Annotated in this window: 15 protein-coding genes; 13 read left to right on the top strand and 2 right to left on the bottom strand. The window is 35.3% G+C overall.

Going from position 1 to position 16,527, the window contains the following annotated elements:
* Window positions 1-3,421: DUF11 domain-containing protein (locus GIY83_RS06740; protein ID WP_208685893.1), on the bottom strand; the 3,421-nt coding region annotated here is incomplete at its 3' end.
* 678 nt (window positions 3,422-4,099) lie between these two features.
* Between GIY83_RS06740 and GIY83_RS06735 the strand changes: the two genes are divergently transcribed.
* The 10 genes from GIY83_RS06735 to GIY83_RS06690 all read left to right on the top strand — a co-directional run bounded on the left by GIY83_RS06735 (window position 4,100) and on the right by GIY83_RS06690 (window position 13,003).
* The gene (locus GIY83_RS06735) at window positions 4,100-5,689 is read left to right on the top strand and encodes an AraC family transcriptional regulator (protein ID WP_194616075.1); all 1,590 of its coding nucleotides are present in this window, start codon (window positions 4,100-4,102) and stop codon (window positions 5,687-5,689) included.
* A 43-nt stretch (window positions 5,690-5,732) separates the two neighbouring features.
* Window positions 5,733-6,149: a hypothetical protein gene (locus tag GIY83_RS06730; protein ID WP_194616076.1), complete on the top strand. Its 417-nt coding sequence runs from the start codon at window positions 5,733-5,735 to the stop codon at window positions 6,147-6,149.
* Window positions 6,150-6,183: 34 nt separating this feature from the next.
* Window positions 6,184-7,188 (top strand): TQO small subunit DoxD, encoded by a 1,005-nt coding sequence (locus tag GIY83_RS06725; protein ID WP_208685891.1) that lies wholly within the window; start codon window positions 6,184-6,186, stop codon window positions 7,186-7,188.
* 248 nt (window positions 7,189-7,436) lie between these two features.
* Window positions 7,437-8,564, top strand: coding sequence for an NAD(P)/FAD-dependent oxidoreductase (locus tag GIY83_RS06720; RefSeq protein WP_194616078.1), 1,128 nt, complete (start codon window positions 7,437-7,439; stop codon window positions 8,562-8,564).
* The gene (locus GIY83_RS06715) at window positions 8,565-9,278 is read left to right on the top strand and encodes a methyltransferase domain-containing protein (RefSeq protein WP_194616079.1); all 714 of its coding nucleotides are present in this window, start codon (window positions 8,565-8,567) and stop codon (window positions 9,276-9,278) included.
* Window positions 9,275-10,327 carry a type III polyketide synthase gene (locus GIY83_RS06710; protein WP_208685889.1) on the top strand — a complete coding sequence of 351 codons (1,053 nt, stop codon included), beginning with the start codon at window positions 9,275-9,277 and terminating at the stop codon, window positions 10,325-10,327. Before GIY83_RS06715 ends, GIY83_RS06710 begins: the two co-directional genes overlap by 4 nt.
* A 208-nt stretch (window positions 10,328-10,535) precedes the next feature.
* On the top strand, window positions 10,536-10,973 hold the full coding sequence (locus tag GIY83_RS06705) for a 3-hydroxyacyl-ACP dehydratase FabZ family protein (RefSeq protein WP_194616081.1): 438 nt from the start codon (window positions 10,536-10,538) through the stop codon (window positions 10,971-10,973).
* Window positions 10,970-12,244, top strand: coding sequence for a beta-ketoacyl synthase (locus GIY83_RS06700; protein ID WP_194616082.1), 1,275 nt, complete (start codon window positions 10,970-10,972; stop codon window positions 12,242-12,244). Before GIY83_RS06705 ends, GIY83_RS06700 begins: the two co-directional genes overlap by 4 nt.
* Window position 12,245: 1 nt before the next feature.
* On the top strand, window positions 12,246-12,500 hold the full coding sequence (locus GIY83_RS06695; RefSeq protein ID WP_194616083.1) for an acyl carrier protein: 255 nt from the start codon (window positions 12,246-12,248) through the stop codon (window positions 12,498-12,500).
* The gene (locus GIY83_RS06690) at window positions 12,497-13,003 is read left to right on the top strand and encodes a 4'-phosphopantetheinyl transferase superfamily protein (RefSeq protein WP_194616084.1); all 507 of its coding nucleotides are present in this window, start codon (window positions 12,497-12,499) and stop codon (window positions 13,001-13,003) included. Before GIY83_RS06695 ends, GIY83_RS06690 begins: the two co-directional genes overlap by 4 nt.
* A gap of 15 nt (window positions 13,004-13,018) precedes the next feature.
* Here the strand turns inward: GIY83_RS06690 and GIY83_RS06685 are convergent, their stop codons facing one another.
* Entirely contained in the window at window positions 13,019-13,768 is a 750-nt protein-coding gene (locus tag GIY83_RS06685; protein ID WP_208685887.1) for an IclR family transcriptional regulator, read from the bottom strand.
* A gap of 71 nt (window positions 13,769-13,839) precedes the next feature.
* Here GIY83_RS06685 and GIY83_RS06680 point away from each other — a divergent pair, with 71 nt between their 5' ends.
* The 3 genes from GIY83_RS06680 to GIY83_RS06670 all read left to right on the top strand — a co-directional run bounded on the left by GIY83_RS06680 (window position 13,840) and on the right by GIY83_RS06670 (window position 16,483).
* Window positions 13,840-14,790 carry an aldo/keto reductase gene (locus tag GIY83_RS06680; protein WP_228520409.1) on the top strand — a complete coding sequence of 317 codons (951 nt, stop codon included), beginning with the start codon at window positions 13,840-13,842 and terminating at the stop codon, window positions 14,788-14,790.
* Window positions 14,791-15,128: 338 nt separating this feature from the next.
* The gene (locus tag GIY83_RS06675; protein ID WP_194616086.1) at window positions 15,129-15,545 is read left to right on the top strand and encodes an OsmC family protein; all 417 of its coding nucleotides are present in this window, start codon (window positions 15,129-15,131) and stop codon (window positions 15,543-15,545) included.
* A gap of 149 nt (window positions 15,546-15,694) precedes the next feature.
* Window positions 15,695-16,483, top strand: a complete 789-nt coding sequence (locus GIY83_RS06670) for an alpha/beta hydrolase (protein ID WP_229029238.1) — start codon at window positions 15,695-15,697, stop codon at window positions 16,481-16,483.
* Window positions 16,484-16,527: the final 44 nt, after the last annotated feature.

Here is a 16,527-nt window from a genome sequence, read left to right as displayed (position 1 = left end):
TAGCTGTATCACAAATTAATGGATTGGCTTTTTGACAAATTGAATACGTGATAACATGAGTGCCCGGTGCTGTATTGGCATCAACACTAATGCTTCCGTCTGCATTCAACGTTAATCCTGTTGGAAGCGTTGTTGAAGTGGTAAGTGTAACATCAGCCGGTAAAAATGCTGCTCCATCCAAAGTATCGTTTCCAAATACAGTAGGTATTGTTCCTCCCGTTGTTCCGTTAACTGGACTAGGCGTATCATTATCGGCATTGATTGTAGTTATCACAACTGTTGTTGTAGCTGTATCACAAATTAATGGATTGGCTTTTTGACAAATAGAATATGTAATAACATGAGTGCCCGGTGCTGTATTGGCATCAACACTAATGCTTCCATCTGTATTCAACGTCAATCCTGTTGGAAGAACCGTTGAAGTGGTAAGTGTTACATCAGCCGGTAAAAATGCTGCTCCATCCAAAGTATCGTTTCCAAATACAGTTGGGATAGTTCCTCCCGTTGTTCCGTTAACCGGACTTGGGGTATCATTATCGGCATTGATTGTGGTTATTACAACTGTTGTTGTAGCCGTATCACAAATTAATGGATTAGCTTTTTGACAAATAGAATATGTAATAACATGAGTGCCTGATGCTGTATTAGCATCAACACTAATGCTTCCGTCTGCATTCAACGTTAATCCTGTTGGAAGCGTTGTGGAAGTGGTAAGTGTAACATCAGCCGGTAAAAATGCAACTCCATCCAAAGTATCGTTTCCAAATACAGTTGGGATAGTTCCTCCCGTTGTTCCGTTGATTGGACTTGGGGTATCATTATCGGCATTGATTGTGGTTATTACAACTGTAACTTTTGCATCGGCACAATTTAAAGGAATTCCAACTTCGCAAATCGTATAATCAAAAGAATATGTTCCTGCTGCTGTTCCTGCTGCAACATCAACATTCCCATTAGCATTTAGAGTCAATCCTGTCGGAACACCCGGTGCTTTTAGTGTAATTGTAACATCTGCCGGAACAACTACGGTACCGTTTATATTATCATTTGCAAATATGTTAATTACGTTATTTTTACCTGTGCGTCCGTCAATATTATTTACAGTATCATCATCTGCAGCAATTACAGATTTGGTTACTGTTTCTGTTGGGGTATCATTATCTATATCTGTTCCGGATGTATCTGAAACTGGATTATTACTACCATCAACACCATCTGCTTTAGCTGAATTTATCACTTTCTCAGCAATAAGATCCGCTTGTGTTACAGTATGTGTGGCGGTAAAGCTTGCCGATGCTCCCGGAAGAAGTACGGCTACATTTGCCGGAGTAATACTTCCTGAATCTGCATTTGCATCAGTAATAACAATGTTTCTAACGGGTACTTTACCCGCATTGGTTACTACCAAATCATAAGTAATAATATCTCCTGCTGTATTAAATGCTCCTGCTCTGGCTGTTTTAACCAATTCTAGCTTTGCCAAAGGAGTAGCAACATCGCTATCATTTGCTACAGTATTATCAAGGTTATCACCCGTTATTGTTGCTGTATTGGTAACTGCGCCTGTAGCTATTATAGTTGCCGTAATATTTAAGGTTGCGCTTGCGTTAACAGCAAGATTTCCAATATTCCATATTCCAGTACCTGAATTATATGTTCCTGTACTTGGTGTTGCAGAAACAAAGGTGTAACCCGAAGGCAAAGCATCTGTTACAATAACATTCCGATCTTCATTAGGCCCATGATTTTTGGCTGTTACCGTAAATATCACCTGATTAGCAATTGGTCCGTCTGCTACTGTTTTTTCTACTTCACGATCGCCACAAACTGCTACATAAATAGCTGCCGATTTTCCTGTAACCCCACAATCACGTGTTCCTGTAATCGAATAGTTTCCTGTTTTTAAAGGAACTATAGACTGGCTTGTTGCTCCTGGTATCAGCACTCCGTCAAAATACCATTGATAAGGTTCTAATCCCGGATCGGCAGTTATAATATTAATGGCACAACCATTACTGTCTTTTGTAACTTCGGGTAGTGCCGGGGTTTCATTAAAAGAAGAAAAGAATCCTGACATCGAGAATCCTCCTCCTTGCTGAACAATTCCCACATTCATTCTCGCCGCAGAATTAACAGTAATATTGGCAGGATTCCCAATTTGTGTGTTTTCAAACCTAATTAAATAAACTCCTGTTGAACCTAACTGAAAACGTGGGATAGTTGTAGTTGTCTCAATATTGAGTCCATTTACATAAACAGGGGCGGTGCCAGATTCTACCAGTACAAATCCAAAATAAGGTAATACTTGTTGTATATAACCTTTAAACTGACTTGTTGAAGTCCACTTTGACCCTGAACATCCTCCTACCGGAAGAACAGTAGCAATATCAACTTCACAAGATTGTGCTGTTCCGGAATACACCGCAATAGGTTTATCAGACTCTATTATCGATGATGAATAACGATTATTAGCATCCCCATGATGAATGGATCTAAAACCACCAGCTGCAAGTGGAAAAGTTGTTCTGTTAATAAAAGTTCCATCGGGTCTGTAATTATCAACTGTAACTGTAGTATTAGGTTCTGTTGCAATTATGGTAGACTGTTCAGGTAAATTAGTACCTGTTCCCGCTGTACCACTACCTCTTATTACTATATATCGATTTCCTAAAATACTTATCGGAGCCATCTGGTCTACTGCACCATCACCACATCCTCCGGGAGCATCTGTATAAGCACCCGTGTTGGCTACTACCGGTTTATTTGCTTCAAGCAAATCTCCTGTTCCATTGGGTTGAAATAAATAACTTTGTCCTTTATTTAAGAGCACCAGATTGGCTCCGTTTAATTTTACTTGTGTATTATCATCAATTGCCATAACCGAATAAACAGGTCTGTTGGCGGCTCCGTTAAATCCTGTAATACCTGTAAAAATACTTCTATAATATCCTAAACGGAAAGAAGTTCCCCTGCCCTCATTACCAAAACTAACCAGAGAAGCATTTCCTTTTATGGTGGCACCAGTAGTATCTCCACCACCAGAACTAGCCTGATCTGAAGCTACATTTCTAAGATTTACAGATACTTTCCCACCAATACTTTCTACTATTAAACCTCTATCATCCTGAATAGTATTAACAGGGTTACTGTTTAATAGCCATGGCGAACCAACAAAACGATATACATCGGGCGCGGCAGAAGTAAGCGTGCGGGTCGCAAGAAATGTTCCATCACTTTTCTTTAAGGTTACCGTGACTGCTGTAGTCGATTCGGTAGTTAGCACAATTTCATTTGCATCACTCCAATACTGCCAAGGTGATGGCGCTATGTAGTGACTCGTTGCGTATTGGGCATTTGCTTTAAATACAAAAAAAAGAAACAAAATTAAAAAGAGTAGTTTTTTGGGTAATTTTTTTCTCATAGTTATCATTTGAATTATTATTCCAGATATATTTGATTTTGGGTGCGAAATTAGAGATCAGAGCTACCCGTAAAGGGAGCATTCCTTTCTCGATTACGTAATAGAGAAAATATACGTTCATAAAAAAAAGTAGAATCATCTGACAAACAGGTATTTGCGGTTAAACTATTTTTAAAATACTTTAACGAGTAGAATTGGCATTTCAGCCATAATCACGATTAAAAAAATAATTACATGCGGTTTACTTGAGAATTATTAGATCATTATGACAAAAAGAATCAATTTTGATTACAAAAAAATAGCGCAAAGAGCATTTTTTATAAAGAAAATAAATGGTCTTCTTCTGAAGTTTATTAATAAAAAATCTGCCAAAAAAATATCCTTGCTAAGATTTTCGTTTTTGAAATTATCTATGATTTAGCACTAAAAACAGAAGTTATTCTCAACAACATTTGTCCTGACTTATTTTGTAACTTAATGATTATAAGTTGTTACTATTTCGGAAAGTCTCGGCTTTTATCAAAAAAAATAACTACTTTTCCCAGCATAATGATTTGATACACCACATTCATAAAAATCATAGTATTTTTCTTAAAAATTGACATAACTTTATCAATGAAGCGAAAAGTCATTAAAAAAAATCATCACCATACAACCTTTTAATTACAATTTATTTACATGCACCTAAAACGTATTCTTATTCTATTTATAGCTGTGGTTTTTCCTGACTTAAGCTCTGCACAAGGTTCAAAATTTGACAGTGTTTTTTCAGAAACATCTCAGGTATTGCTGAGTTCAAATCCAAAGAAAGCTTTAAGTAATACCGATTATCTTTATAAGATTTCAAATAATAATTCGCAACGAATCAAATCCAGTATGCTTAGAGCAACGCTTTTGCGTCAGTACGGCATACGAAATGAAGCTGTTGCTGCATTAAAACGCGCAGACAGTCTGGCAGTAATGGACAAGAATTACAATATGCAGGCAAGAATAAACGGCTTTTTATCAACACTTTACCGCGAATTCGAAATCTATAGTTTAGGAAAAATACACTTGCAGAGAGCTGTAAATATCAGTAAGAAAATTAAAGACAAAACAGACATGTATAAGTTTCAGGGCAACTTGTCTCAGGAAATAGCCTATTACGACATGTACTCTTCGAATTTTACAAAAGCCATTGAACATCTTAAAAAAGGCAATCAATTATTTAAAAAAGCCGGAGCCGGTATTGACATTAACTTTCAAACAGCTGTCAATAATGAACTTATTGCCAAAAACTTTCTGTTATTGCATAACGTCGATTCTGCATTTTTTTATTTTAACAAAGCCAAAAAAGAACTCGAATCATCACAATCACCAAACAGTCCTCTAAAAGGATTTATATATAATGGTCTTGCAAATGCCTATACAGCAAAGAGCGATTTTAAAAATGCGCTTTCAAATTACAAAACAGCAGAACAAATAGCAGAAGATTCCAATTTTTTTATATTAAAGCAGGAAGTCTATAATTCATTGTTGGAGTTTTATAAAAAAACCGACAACAAAAAATACATAACTTATAATGAACTGAATCTTACGCTAAATAAAGATGAAGAGCAAAGCCGAAAAGTTATAGCTGATGATTTAATAAAAACACTACGCAAAAAACAGTTTGATATCCATTCTGAATATCAAAAAAGCAAGTACCTTATTATTGGCAGCTGTATACTTATTGTTTTAATTATCATTAGCATTTATATATTTAAAAGGAGACAGGATTATAATAAAATTAAAAAATTCATTACCAAAATTGAGAACCAGACAGAAACCGAAGTTAAGATTTCTCCGAAAAAAGAAGTTCCTAAAGAATACATGTCTGAGGCAACTGAAAGCGCAATTTTAGAAAGCATAAAGCAGTTTGAAAAATCTGATTTATATCTCAACAAAGACATTTCCTTAAATTCTGTAGCTGCTGAACTTAGTATTAACCATCGCTATCTATCGTATGTTATTAACAAGCATAAATCAAAGGATTTTGCCAGCTATATCAATGAACTTCGAATCAATTATATTATTAACCGACTCAAAAATGATCCTAATTATTTAAAATATAAAATAAGCTATCTTGCCGATCAATGCGGTTTTTTATCGCATAGCAGATTTACAATTACCTTTAAAAAAGTTACCGGAGTTTCTCCCCTAACTTTTATTACTTATCTTCAAAAAGAAAACCAGGAGAAAAAACAATTAGATCATGGTACAAAAGCAAAGACATATGAGTTAAAATAAGTATAGACGGCAAAGTTTATTTTAAAAGCACTATTTTTATAAAATGAAATTTCAAAAACCCCTTATTTTCTTAAAGCGCCTAAAGCAGCTTATGCTTTTAGTAGGGTTAGTTTATGCTTTTTCTAATTGCCATATTAAAAAATCTGTACTGCATTTTGCAGGAATCGGGTCTGTCGAACTTTCTCAAAAAAGCCTGACGCAATTGCCCGCTCAGGGAGTTTGTACGGTAAGCTTTCTTTATAAAGAAATTACATCAAAAAAATCATTTTCTATACCACAAACACCTGTCGTACCCAAATTAAAGTGCTTTAGTTTTCAAACAAAACAAAACAAAGTTTCCACTACACTTACCATTCATCCTGCTTTCGAATTCAATAAACGTTCAGTAAGCTTCCCTCCTATTTTTATAGTATTTAAAAAACTAAAGATTGCGCCACAAGTGGTTTTATACACTGCTTAAACAATTTTTATACTTTTTTAAATTTTATAATATCATGCAACATCAAAAAACATTTGACGTGAACTCTCTTGTTCCGCTGGCCTTACGTTTAATCGTAGGCTGGACTTATTTTTCGGCCTTTTGGAGGCGACTTATCCTCGAAAACAAATTAATCCCCGAAGAAGCCGGATATATAGGCGAAAAGTTCAATCACTTTTTACCTAATGCACTTGGTATAAAACCTGTTATAGAATATCTGGTAACACATCCTGATGCTTTATGGATCAATATGGTCTCTTTTACAATTATCGAAGGAATCGTTGGCTTAGCCCTTATTTTAGGTCTCTTTACACGATTGATGAGTATTGGTGTTTTCCTGCTTGCCTTAGGAATCTTATTGGCTTCCGGCTGGATCGGGACCACTTGCCTGGACGAATGGCAAATTGGAATTTTAGGATTAGCCTCAGGATTCACCTTGTTTTTAACCGGAAGTAATTACCTTTCTCTTGACGGTTATTTTATAGCCAAAAATTTAGCTTTTACCCAAACAAAATGGTTTAGATTATTGGGTTGCGGAGAACTAAATCTGGGATCTCATAAACAGATCCTTTTAGTTATTGCCTTTTCTATCTTTGGACTTACCTTATTTACCAACCAATATTTTCATGGTGGCGTTTACGGAAAGCTTCATAATAAATCTGTAAAACCAAAACTTGAAATCAATAATTTAAAAATTGATCCCAACGAAGTAAGTTTTGATGTTTTTCGCGTAGAAGGAGTGGATGTTTATGGTTCGTTTTTAATTGGAATTTCACTAAAAAACGAATCAGGAAAACACCTTTTACAATTAGACGGAAGTGATTTAGCCCAACTGTCTCCTCAAACAATATCGAATTATTATGTAGCCAAAATAAAACCCGGCAAACATAGTTTAGTGATCCCGCTGGGATCGAAAGCAACAATACGGATTCCGATAGATAATAAATGGGCTTTTGAAAAAAGTACCTATACACTGACTTTAACAGATATTAGCGGTGCCACTTGGAATGCCAGTTTATAATTTAAAAAAGCGGGAAGATTTAAACTTCCCGCTTTTTTGTTTTTACATCGTTATTAAACCTAAAAAATGAACATAATAAAGCTGTAATTTTATAAGGAAGAAATAAAATTATGTAATTAAAGAATTAACAAGTTCTTGATCTTTGTAGTAAACAATTCTGTACGAACCAGATTTATCGTTGCAAATTTTAAGCAATTTTAATATAAAATGTATTAAATATTTGAGATATAATAGCTAAATTGCTTAGTATGAAAACAAATTCAGATGTAGTTATTATTGGAGGCGGTCTTGCCGGTTTGGCGAGCGCTTTACATCTGTCTCAAAAAGGATTAACGGTAACATTAATAGAGAAATCTGCTTATCCGCGCCATAAAGTATGCGGCGAATATGTCTCGAACGAAATCTTACCTTATCTTTATTGGCTTAAGGCCGATATTTCAAAATTACTTCCTACCACTATCAATAAATTCGAGTTTACAACACGTAAGGGAAAAACAGCTTGGGCAAATCTTCCGTTAGGTGGTTTTGGGATCAGCAGGTATCAGTTGGATAACTTTTTATATCAAAAAGCAGTAACAAACGGCTGCAATATTATAATGGAAATGGTTACCGATATTTCTTTCGATAATGATCTCTTTACGATCACTACTGCCAATCAGGTTTTATCAGCCAAAATAGTATTGGGCGCTTTTGGCAAACGATCCAATATCGATCAGGTATTATCACGGGATTTTTTCATAAAAAAGTCACCATGGTTAGCGGTGAAAGCTCATTATTATGGTGATTTTGCCAATGATGTTGTGGCATTGCATAATTTTAAAGGCGGTTATTGCGGTGTTTCGAAAGTAGAGAATGATATTATCAATATTTGTTATCTGGCCGATTATGCGACCTTTAAACAATATAAAAACATCGAAGAATACCAGCAGAATGTATTGTATAAAAACAAACATCTTAAAGCTGTATTTGAAAACAGTACGCTTCTTTTTGATAAACCTCTTACCATAAGTCAGATCTCTTTTGATAAAAAACAACCTGTAGAAAACCATATTGTAATGATTGGTGATACAGCTGGACTTATTCATCCTTTGTGTGGCAACGGAATGGCAATGGCCATACACAGCGCCAAAATCGCATCAGAATTAGTATTAGATTATTATTCCGGAAAGATAACATCACGAGAAGAATTAGAAAAAAACTATACACAACAGTGGAAAAAACATTTTGGTAAACGCTTGTTTATGGGAAGGCTTTTGGCTAAAGTTTTAAGAAACAAAACCATTACCAATACCCTCGTTGCCATCACAGTAGCCTTACCTAGCCTATTACCCGCAATAATTAAACAAACGCACGGCAAACCAATAGCAATTGATTAAATGACCATAAATACTACATACAGAACACAGGAAACGGAGATAATGGATGATTTTTTTCTGGAAGGGAAAGAATTACAGGAAGCATTGGACAAAATTGCCAGTATTAACAGGTTATTAGGCGGTAATAAACTCACGCTGCACGGACTGAAAATATTACTAAGAAAATCGGATCCTGCTAAAACAATAACAATTGCAGATATAGGCTGCGGTAACGGAGATATGCTGCGTATGCTCGCGAAATACGGCCAGAAAAACAACCTGAATCTTAAACTTATTGGTATAGATGCAAATGCTTTTACTATAAAGTATGCCAAAGAATTATCAACTGAATATGCTAATATTGACTATTTATGTGTCGATATTTTCAGCGAAGATTTCAATGCTATTCAATATGATATTGTTTTATGTACCCTTACCCTGCACCATTTTGACAACGACCAAATATTAAATATAATGACTACCTTTAATAACAATGCCAACATTGGTATTGTTATTAACGATTTGCACCGCAGCAAATTAGCGTATCGCCTTTTTGAAAAGGTGTGTGCTGTTTTTAAATTAAATAAAATGTCTCGCGAAGATGGGCTGATCTCTATATTAAGAGGTTTTAAGAAAAAAGAACTGGAGAACTTCTCTAAAAAATTAGATTTAAAAAACTATACCATAAACTGGAAATGGGCTTTTCGTTACCAATGGATAATTGCTAAAAAATGAGTGTAAAAATTATATCGGTTGCCAAGCAACTACCCAAATATTCGCGTGCAACAGCAGACATACTTCCGTTTTTGGATGTGTGGCTAAAGGATAAGGACGAACGTTTCATCAAAAAAGTAAAAAAGATTTTTGAAGGTGCAGCTGTAGACAAACGCTACTCTATAATGGATCCCGAAGAAGTTTTTACAGCCACTTCCTTTGAAGATAAAAATGATATTTACAGCCGCGAAGTGATTATTCTAGGTGAACAAGTATTAGAAAAAGCACTTAATAAAGCAGGCTGGGATCCGCAGACACTGGATTATATTATTACAGTAAGTTGCACAGGAATAATGATTCCGTCTCTGGATGCTTATCTTATTAATAAAATGAAACTCAAGCAGGATATTGTAAGGCTTCCTGTAACCGAAATGGGCTGTGCAGCCGGAATATCAGGTATTATATATGCAAAGAATTTCCTGAAAGCCAATCCCGGAAAACGTGCGGCAGTAATAGCAGTAGAATCTCCAACGGCAACTTTTCAGCTCAATGATTTTTCGATGCCTAATATTGTAAGTGCTGCGATTTTTGGTGATGGAGCTGCTTGTTGTCTCTTATCATCCTATGAGGAAGATTATGGTCCTGAAATACTAAATGAGAAAATGTATCATTTTTATGATGCCGAACATATGATGGGTTTCAAACTGACTAATTCCGGTTTGCAAATGGTATTGGATATTGAAGTTCCGGATACGATTTCTTCTCATTTTGGAGATATTATTCATCCTTTTTTGAAGAAAAATAATTTAGAAATAAAAGATATAGATCATATGATTTTTCATCCCGGAGGTAAAAAAATAGTCACCACCGTAGAAGCTCTTTTCTCAGGATTAGGTAAAAATATCGATGCTACCAAAGAAGTCTTGAAACAATACGGAAATATGTCGAGCGCAACAGTATTATATGTTTTAGAACAAATTATGGACGAAAAACCAAAACCGGGAGAAAAGGGATTAATGCTGAGTTTTGGCCCCGGATTTTCGGCACAGCGTGTTTTGTTGCAATGGTAATACGAACTAACTGAATTTGAATATTGTTATATAAAATGAGACGCGGATTTTACTGATTCGCTAAAGCCAAAACGCAGATTAAAACGGATTTTATATTGAAATTTTGTTTGATTCAAATTAAAAAAAATCCGCTTTTATCCGCGTCTTTACAAAGTAAATCCGTTTTATCCGCGTTCAAAAAACATCAACGTATTAAACGAAACAAATTATGACTTTAGAAAATATTTTAGCGCAGTTACCTTACAGTAAACCTTTTCTATTTGTAGATGAATTGCTGCATGTAGATGAAAACAGCATTACGGGAACTTATACCTACAGTGAGGATCTTGATTTTTACAAAGGTCATTTTAATGGAAATCCGGTAACCCCGGGTGTTATTTTAACCGAGACAATGGCGCAAATAGGCATGGTTTGTCTGGGTATCTATTTATTAAAGGATAGCTTCAATAAAGATACAGTAGTCGCTTTTACTTCAGCAGATATGCATTATTTAAAACCCGTGTATCCAAATGAAAAAGTAACTGTTACATCACAAAAAATATTTTTCAGGTTCGGAAAACTTAAATGCGATGTTATTATGACAAACCAAGCCGGACAAGAAGTTTGTAAAGGTGTTTTATCCGGAATGATCACAACGAAATTATGAGCAAAAGAGTTGTTATAACAGGCCTTGGTGTAGCGGCTCCAAACGGGGTTGGAATTCCTGCGTTTACCTATTCACTAAGAAATAGTATTTCGGGAATTCGTCATGATGCACAATTACAGGAATTGCAATTTTCTTGTCAGATTGCCGGTCAGCCACCCATTTCAGAGGAGCTAAAATTGCAGTATTTTACAGAATTAGAACTTCGTGGTTTTAGTAGTACAGGAATTTTATACGGTGTTATTGCCGGAATCGAAGCCTGGAGAAATGCCCGATTATCAATCGAAAATAACGAAGAACCGGATTGGGACAGCGGAACCATTTTTGGATCAGGAACATCAGGGATCGATAAATTTCGCGAAAGCATTTATAAAATAGATGAATTACAAGTTCGCCGACTGGGCAGCACTGTTGTGGCACAAACTATGAATAGCGGTATTAGCGCTTATCTTGGTGGTAAACTTGCTTTAGGCAATCAGGTTACCACAAATTCATCAGCCTGCGCGACAGGAACCGAAGCTATTATGATGGCTTACGACCGTATACAAGCCGGACAGGCAAAACGCATATTAGCAGGAAGCACCGGCGATAGCGGTCCGTATATCTGGGCAGGTTTTGATGCGCTTCGGGTTTGCAGTTCTAAATATAATGATACTCCCGAACAAGGTTCAAGACCTATGAGTGCCGGTGCAGCAGGATTTGTTCCCGGAAGCGGTGCCGGAGCTTTAGTGATCGAAGATCTTGAAAGTGCTTTAAAACGAGGCGCAACCATTTATGCCGAAATATTGGGAGGAAATGTAAACTCCGGCGGACAACGCGGTAACGGAAGCATGACCGCTCCTAACAGTACTGCGGTTCAGCGCTGTATTACTGATGCAATACAAAATGCAGGAATTTCTGCAACTGAAATTGATGCCATAAACGGCCATCTTACAGCCACTACAAAAGACAGTCTCGAAATCGAAAACTGGACTAAAGCTTTAGATCGAAAGGGAACTCATTTTCCGTATATCAATTCCTTAAAAAGCATGACTGGACATTGTCTTAGCGCCGCCGGAAGTATCGAAAGTGTTGCTACGGTGCTGCAGCTTCATGAAGGATTTTTATTTGGAAATACTAATTGCGAAGATCTTCATCCTGAAATTACCGCCTTGATTGATGCATCAAAAGTGCCTTTAAAAACAATCGATAAAAATCTGAATATAATTGCTAAAGCCAGTTTTGGTTTTGGTGATGTAAATGCCTGTATAATCTTTAAAAAATTTGAAAATTAATATGAATAAAGAAGAACTTATAGCAAAATTGAAAGTGATCATAAAGCCTTACACGACCAATACCGAAGCTTATGACAACCTTACCGAAGATACTGATTTTATCAATGATTTGAGTATTAATTCAGCTAACCTGGTAGACATTATTCTGGATATCGAAGAAGCATTTGATGTCGTTATTGATAACACTGATATGGAACGAATGCTTGATGTAAAAACTTCGGTCGAAATTATCTCTGCCAAGCTCGCTGCAAAATGATTGGTAACGATGTCATAGATATATTGCAATCTCGCCAGAAAAGCAATTGGCGGCGGAAAGGTTTTGTTGAAAAACTCTTTACCCCTACCGAGCAATTGCTATTATCACAAACATCAGATCCGGAAATCCTGATTTGGCTGCTTTGGAGCATGAAAGAAGCAGCCTATAAAATCTATAACCGGCAAACCAAAATAAGGCAATATATTCCTCAAAAGCTCGCTTGTAGTATCATCTCAAAAAATGAACATTATGTTACAGGAAAAGTAATTTGCCTTGAGAATGTTTATTACACAAAAACTATGATTTCAAAAGATCATTTACATACCATAGCCGTTACCAGCGCAGATCATTTGAATAATGTAATAGAGATTGAGAAAAAAGACATTATCAAAGATAAAAATGGAATACCTTTTTTGTCTCAACCCGAATTAAATATTTTAAAAGACGTTTCAATAAGTCATCACGGACGTTTTGAAAAAGTGGTCATTATTGATGAAAAATAAAACAAGAATTTATGTCTAGCTAATGTTCATTTTACTGTCGTATTTTCCATGTTCCTTAATCAGGGATTCCATTATACGTAGAGATTCTATAAATTGTGGTTCTTTAAATCTAAACGAAGGACCCGAAACGCAAAGTACTGCTATGGGTTTATTTTTGTAAAATATAGGCATGGCAACGCAATTCAAATCAGGATCATACGCCTGAACATCCAAAGCATAACCCGATTTTATTATGGTTTTAATTTCAGTTTCAATTGTGCTTACCAGTTCGGGAGTATATTGTTTACTTAAATTGGTTTGCAAATGGGCTGAGAAAGCAAGAAATGATTTTCCTATAGCCGTAGTGGCCATTTCGTACTCCTTTCCCGTATTAAGGGTGATTTTTACAGCCCTGTTGGGTTCGCATTTAAGTTCATGTCTGTAATAAGATCCCATTTGTACCGCGAGATAAGAAGATTCATTGGTAAGCTGGGTTATTTTTTCTAAAATAGGCCTCAACTCACTTTTGAGTTCATTAATAGATAATAAAGGAGCATACAAACATTCCAGTTTTGATGTTATTCGGTATCTCGGACTTACATCATCTTGTTCTAAATAGCCCAGTTGTTTTAGACTGTCTAAAAAACTGTGAACAGAATTTTTCTTTAGATCCAAAGCCTTTGCCACGTCGTTAAGCCTTACGAAATTGCCACTTGAAGCGATATATTCTAAAATTTGAAATGTTTTTTTGACCGACTGATTCACAAGTTCATATATAATGAACAAATTTACATTTTTTACTATTTACAAATACAAAAGTTCATTAAATAATTACTTTTGAGTAAAATTTAAAAATTATGATACAAAATAAAAAATTAGGCAATTCTACTATTGAAATTGCCCCACTAGTATTTGGAACCAATGTATTTGGTTGGACTACAGATCAAAAAATGACAGAAAATTTGTTAAATCAATTTACAGATGCAGGATTTAATACCTTAGATACGGCAGACGTTTACTCAAAATGGGTACAAGGTCACCAAGGTGGAGAATCGGAGTTGGCGATTGGAAAATGGCTGAAAGAATCCGGCAAAAGAGACAAAATTATTCTGGCTACAAAAGTAGGTGCCGAATTCTCTGAAACTAAAAAAGGCTTAAGTAAAAATTATATTATTCAGGCTGCCGAAGATTCATTAAAAAGACTTCAAACCGATTATATAGATTTGTATCAATCGCATTATGATGATCTGTCTACTCCTATCGAAGAAACTCTGGATGCTTATGATACTTTAATTAAAGCCGGAAAAGTGAGGATAATTGGCGCTTCAAACTTTACGCCTGAACGTTTAGAGGAGTCTCTTATCATTAGCAAGAACAATAATCTTCCCGCTTATCAAACCTTTCAACCGGAATATAATTTATACGATCGTCATGATTTTGAAGATAATATAAGGCCAATTACCGGAAAAAATAATTTAAGTGTTATTAGCTATTTTTCTTTGGCAAGCGGTTTCTTAAGCGGAAAATACCGTGTTCAAAGCGATCTGAAAGACAGTAAAAGAGGTGCATTCGTAGAGAAATATTTAAACGAAAAAGGATTTCAAATTCTAAAAGCACTTGATACTGTAGCTTCAAAACATCATGCTGTTCCGGGAACAATTGCATTGGCGTGGATCATGCACCAACCTGAAATTTCAGCACCTATAGTTAGTGCAACAAATCCAGAGCAACTAAAGGAGTTAATAAACGCAACTACAATACAACTGGATACAGAAGATCTTTCTTTATTAAATACAGCCAGTTTGTAATTTAGATCAAACTATTCTTTATACAGCCATCCTCTACTCTGGTAGACAGATTTGATATTTATTTAATTTTAAAGGACATTGAATACTTAAGTGTAAAAACATTTAAATATTTAATGTCCTTTTTTTTATTCTGCTTTAACGCTTCAAGAGAGTAATAATATTCCATAAACCCAAGGAAATCAAGCTCATTATAAGCTTAACCTTTCTATATTATAAATTAATTTTATAAGTGTTAAAAATTATTAATTTGATTAATAATAACTATCACCATAAATTTGTCTCATCAAAATCAAACAAACGATTTGAATCATTAAATAAATAACTTAAAAATTAAGATCATGAAATTTACAAGAAGAGCAAACGCAAACTGGAAAGGTACAGGAATGGAAGGAAAAGGTACTATTAGTACTCAAAGCACCACTTTAGACAATGCCCAATTATCTTTTAAAACCCGTTTTGAAGAAGGTGTAGGAACCAATCCTGAAGAATTAATTGCAGCGGCACATTCTGGCTGTTTTACCATGCAGCTAAGCTTTTTACTTTCTGAAGCTGGATTTATTGCGGAAGATTTAAGTACTGAAGCAAAAGTTACTTTTGAAGACGGAACAATCACTTTGATCCAGTTAATCCTTAACGGAAAAGTTCCCGGAATTACAGAAGAAGATTTTCAGAAAGCAGCACAAAAAGCCAAAGAAATTTGTCCAATCTCAAAATTATTAAATACTGAAATTACTTTATCAGTAACATTAAACTAATTAAAAATAAATTCCAATTCTAAAATTCCAAGTAAGTCTATTTTGTTTACTTTCTGATTCATAATTGAATTTAAGATCAGACAGAAGCTAACAAAAAAGCAATTTAGAAAATTGGGATTTCTATTCACAAAATTTAAAAACATACAATTATGAAAACAATAGCATTAAAAGAACAATTGAATCGTTATTTCATGTTCGCAGTACTTATTTTTAGTTTCTTATTTGCAACAGCAAGCTCTAATGCGCAAACTACGCCTTCACAAATTAAAAACGTTGTATTAGTACACGGTGCATTCGCTGACGGTTCAGGATGGAAAGGTTTATATCAGGTATTAAGTAAAAAAGGATATAACGTTACCATCGTTCAAAACCCTTTAAGTTCTCTTGAAGATGATGTGAGAGTAACTAATTTAGCCCTAGACAAACAAGACGGACCAACAATTTTGGTAGGACATTCCTGGGGTGGTACTGTAATTACAGAAGCCGGAAATCATCCAAAAGTAGCGGCTTTGGTTTATGTAGCAGCTTTACAGCCTGATAATGGAGAAACTTCTGTGCAATGGTTAATGACTGCTCCTCCAGCTCCTGAAAATGGTGTTTTAAGCCCTGATGACAAAGGAGTGGTTTATTATGATAAAGCTAAATTTCATGCCGGTTTTGCTGGAGATATCAGCAAAGAAGACGCAGATTTTATGTATGCTTCTCAAGGCGCTTTCTACGCAAAAGGATTTGGAACTCCTATTACAAAAGCAGCCTGGAGAAATAAACCTTCGTACGGAATTGTAGCAACTGAAGACAAAAGTATATCTCCTGAAATAGAACGCGCTATGTACAAACGTTCGAATACAAAAATTACAGAAATAAATGGAAGTCACGTGGTGTTTATTTCTCAACCAGAGGCTGTAGCAAAAGTGATAATTGCTGCTTCTAAAAAATAAATTAAAATTAAATTCCAATTTTTTAAATTCCAAATTCCAATTGG

The organism is Flavobacterium sp. SLB02, from assembly GCF_009664855.1.
Taxonomy (GTDB): domain Bacteria; phylum Bacteroidota; class Bacteroidia; order Flavobacteriales; family Flavobacteriaceae; genus Flavobacterium.
Note: the sequence above shows the minus strand (reverse complement) of the source record. Positions and strands in the feature narration are given on the sequence as shown.

Bases quoted from the DNA above. Each gene is read 5' to 3' on its own strand.
- GIY83_RS06735 (WP_194616075.1), top strand. From the start codon at position 4,100: ATGCACCTAAAACGTATTCTTATTCTATTTATAGCTGTGGTTTTTCCT.
- GIY83_RS06730 (WP_194616076.1), top strand. From the start codon at position 5,733: ATGAAATTTCAAAAACCCCTTATTTTCTTAAAGCGCCTAAAGCAGCTT.
- GIY83_RS06725 (WP_208685891.1), top strand. From the start codon at position 6,184: ATGCAACATCAAAAAACATTTGACGTGAACTCTCTTGTTCCGCTGGCC.
- GIY83_RS06720 (WP_194616078.1), top strand. From the start codon at position 7,437: ATGAAAACAAATTCAGATGTAGTTATTATTGGAGGCGGTCTTGCCGGT.
- GIY83_RS06715 (WP_194616079.1), top strand. From the start codon at position 8,565: ATGACCATAAATACTACATACAGAACACAGGAAACGGAGATAATGGAT.
- GIY83_RS06710 (WP_208685889.1), top strand. From the start codon at position 9,275: ATGAGTGTAAAAATTATATCGGTTGCCAAGCAACTACCCAAATATTCG.
- GIY83_RS06705 (WP_194616081.1), top strand. From the start codon at position 10,536: ATGACTTTAGAAAATATTTTAGCGCAGTTACCTTACAGTAAACCTTTT.
- GIY83_RS06700 (WP_194616082.1), top strand. From the start codon at position 10,970: ATGAGCAAAAGAGTTGTTATAACAGGCCTTGGTGTAGCGGCTCCAAAC.
- GIY83_RS06695 (WP_194616083.1), top strand. From the start codon at position 12,246: ATGAATAAAGAAGAACTTATAGCAAAATTGAAAGTGATCATAAAGCCT.
- GIY83_RS06690 (WP_194616084.1), top strand. From the start codon at position 12,497: ATGATTGGTAACGATGTCATAGATATATTGCAATCTCGCCAGAAAAGC.
- GIY83_RS06680 (WP_228520409.1), top strand. From the start codon at position 13,840: ATGATACAAAATAAAAAATTAGGCAATTCTACTATTGAAATTGCCCCA.
- GIY83_RS06675 (WP_194616086.1), top strand. From the start codon at position 15,129: ATGAAATTTACAAGAAGAGCAAACGCAAACTGGAAAGGTACAGGAATG.
- GIY83_RS06670 (WP_229029238.1), top strand. From the start codon at position 15,695: ATGAAAACAATAGCATTAAAAGAACAATTGAATCGTTATTTCATGTTC.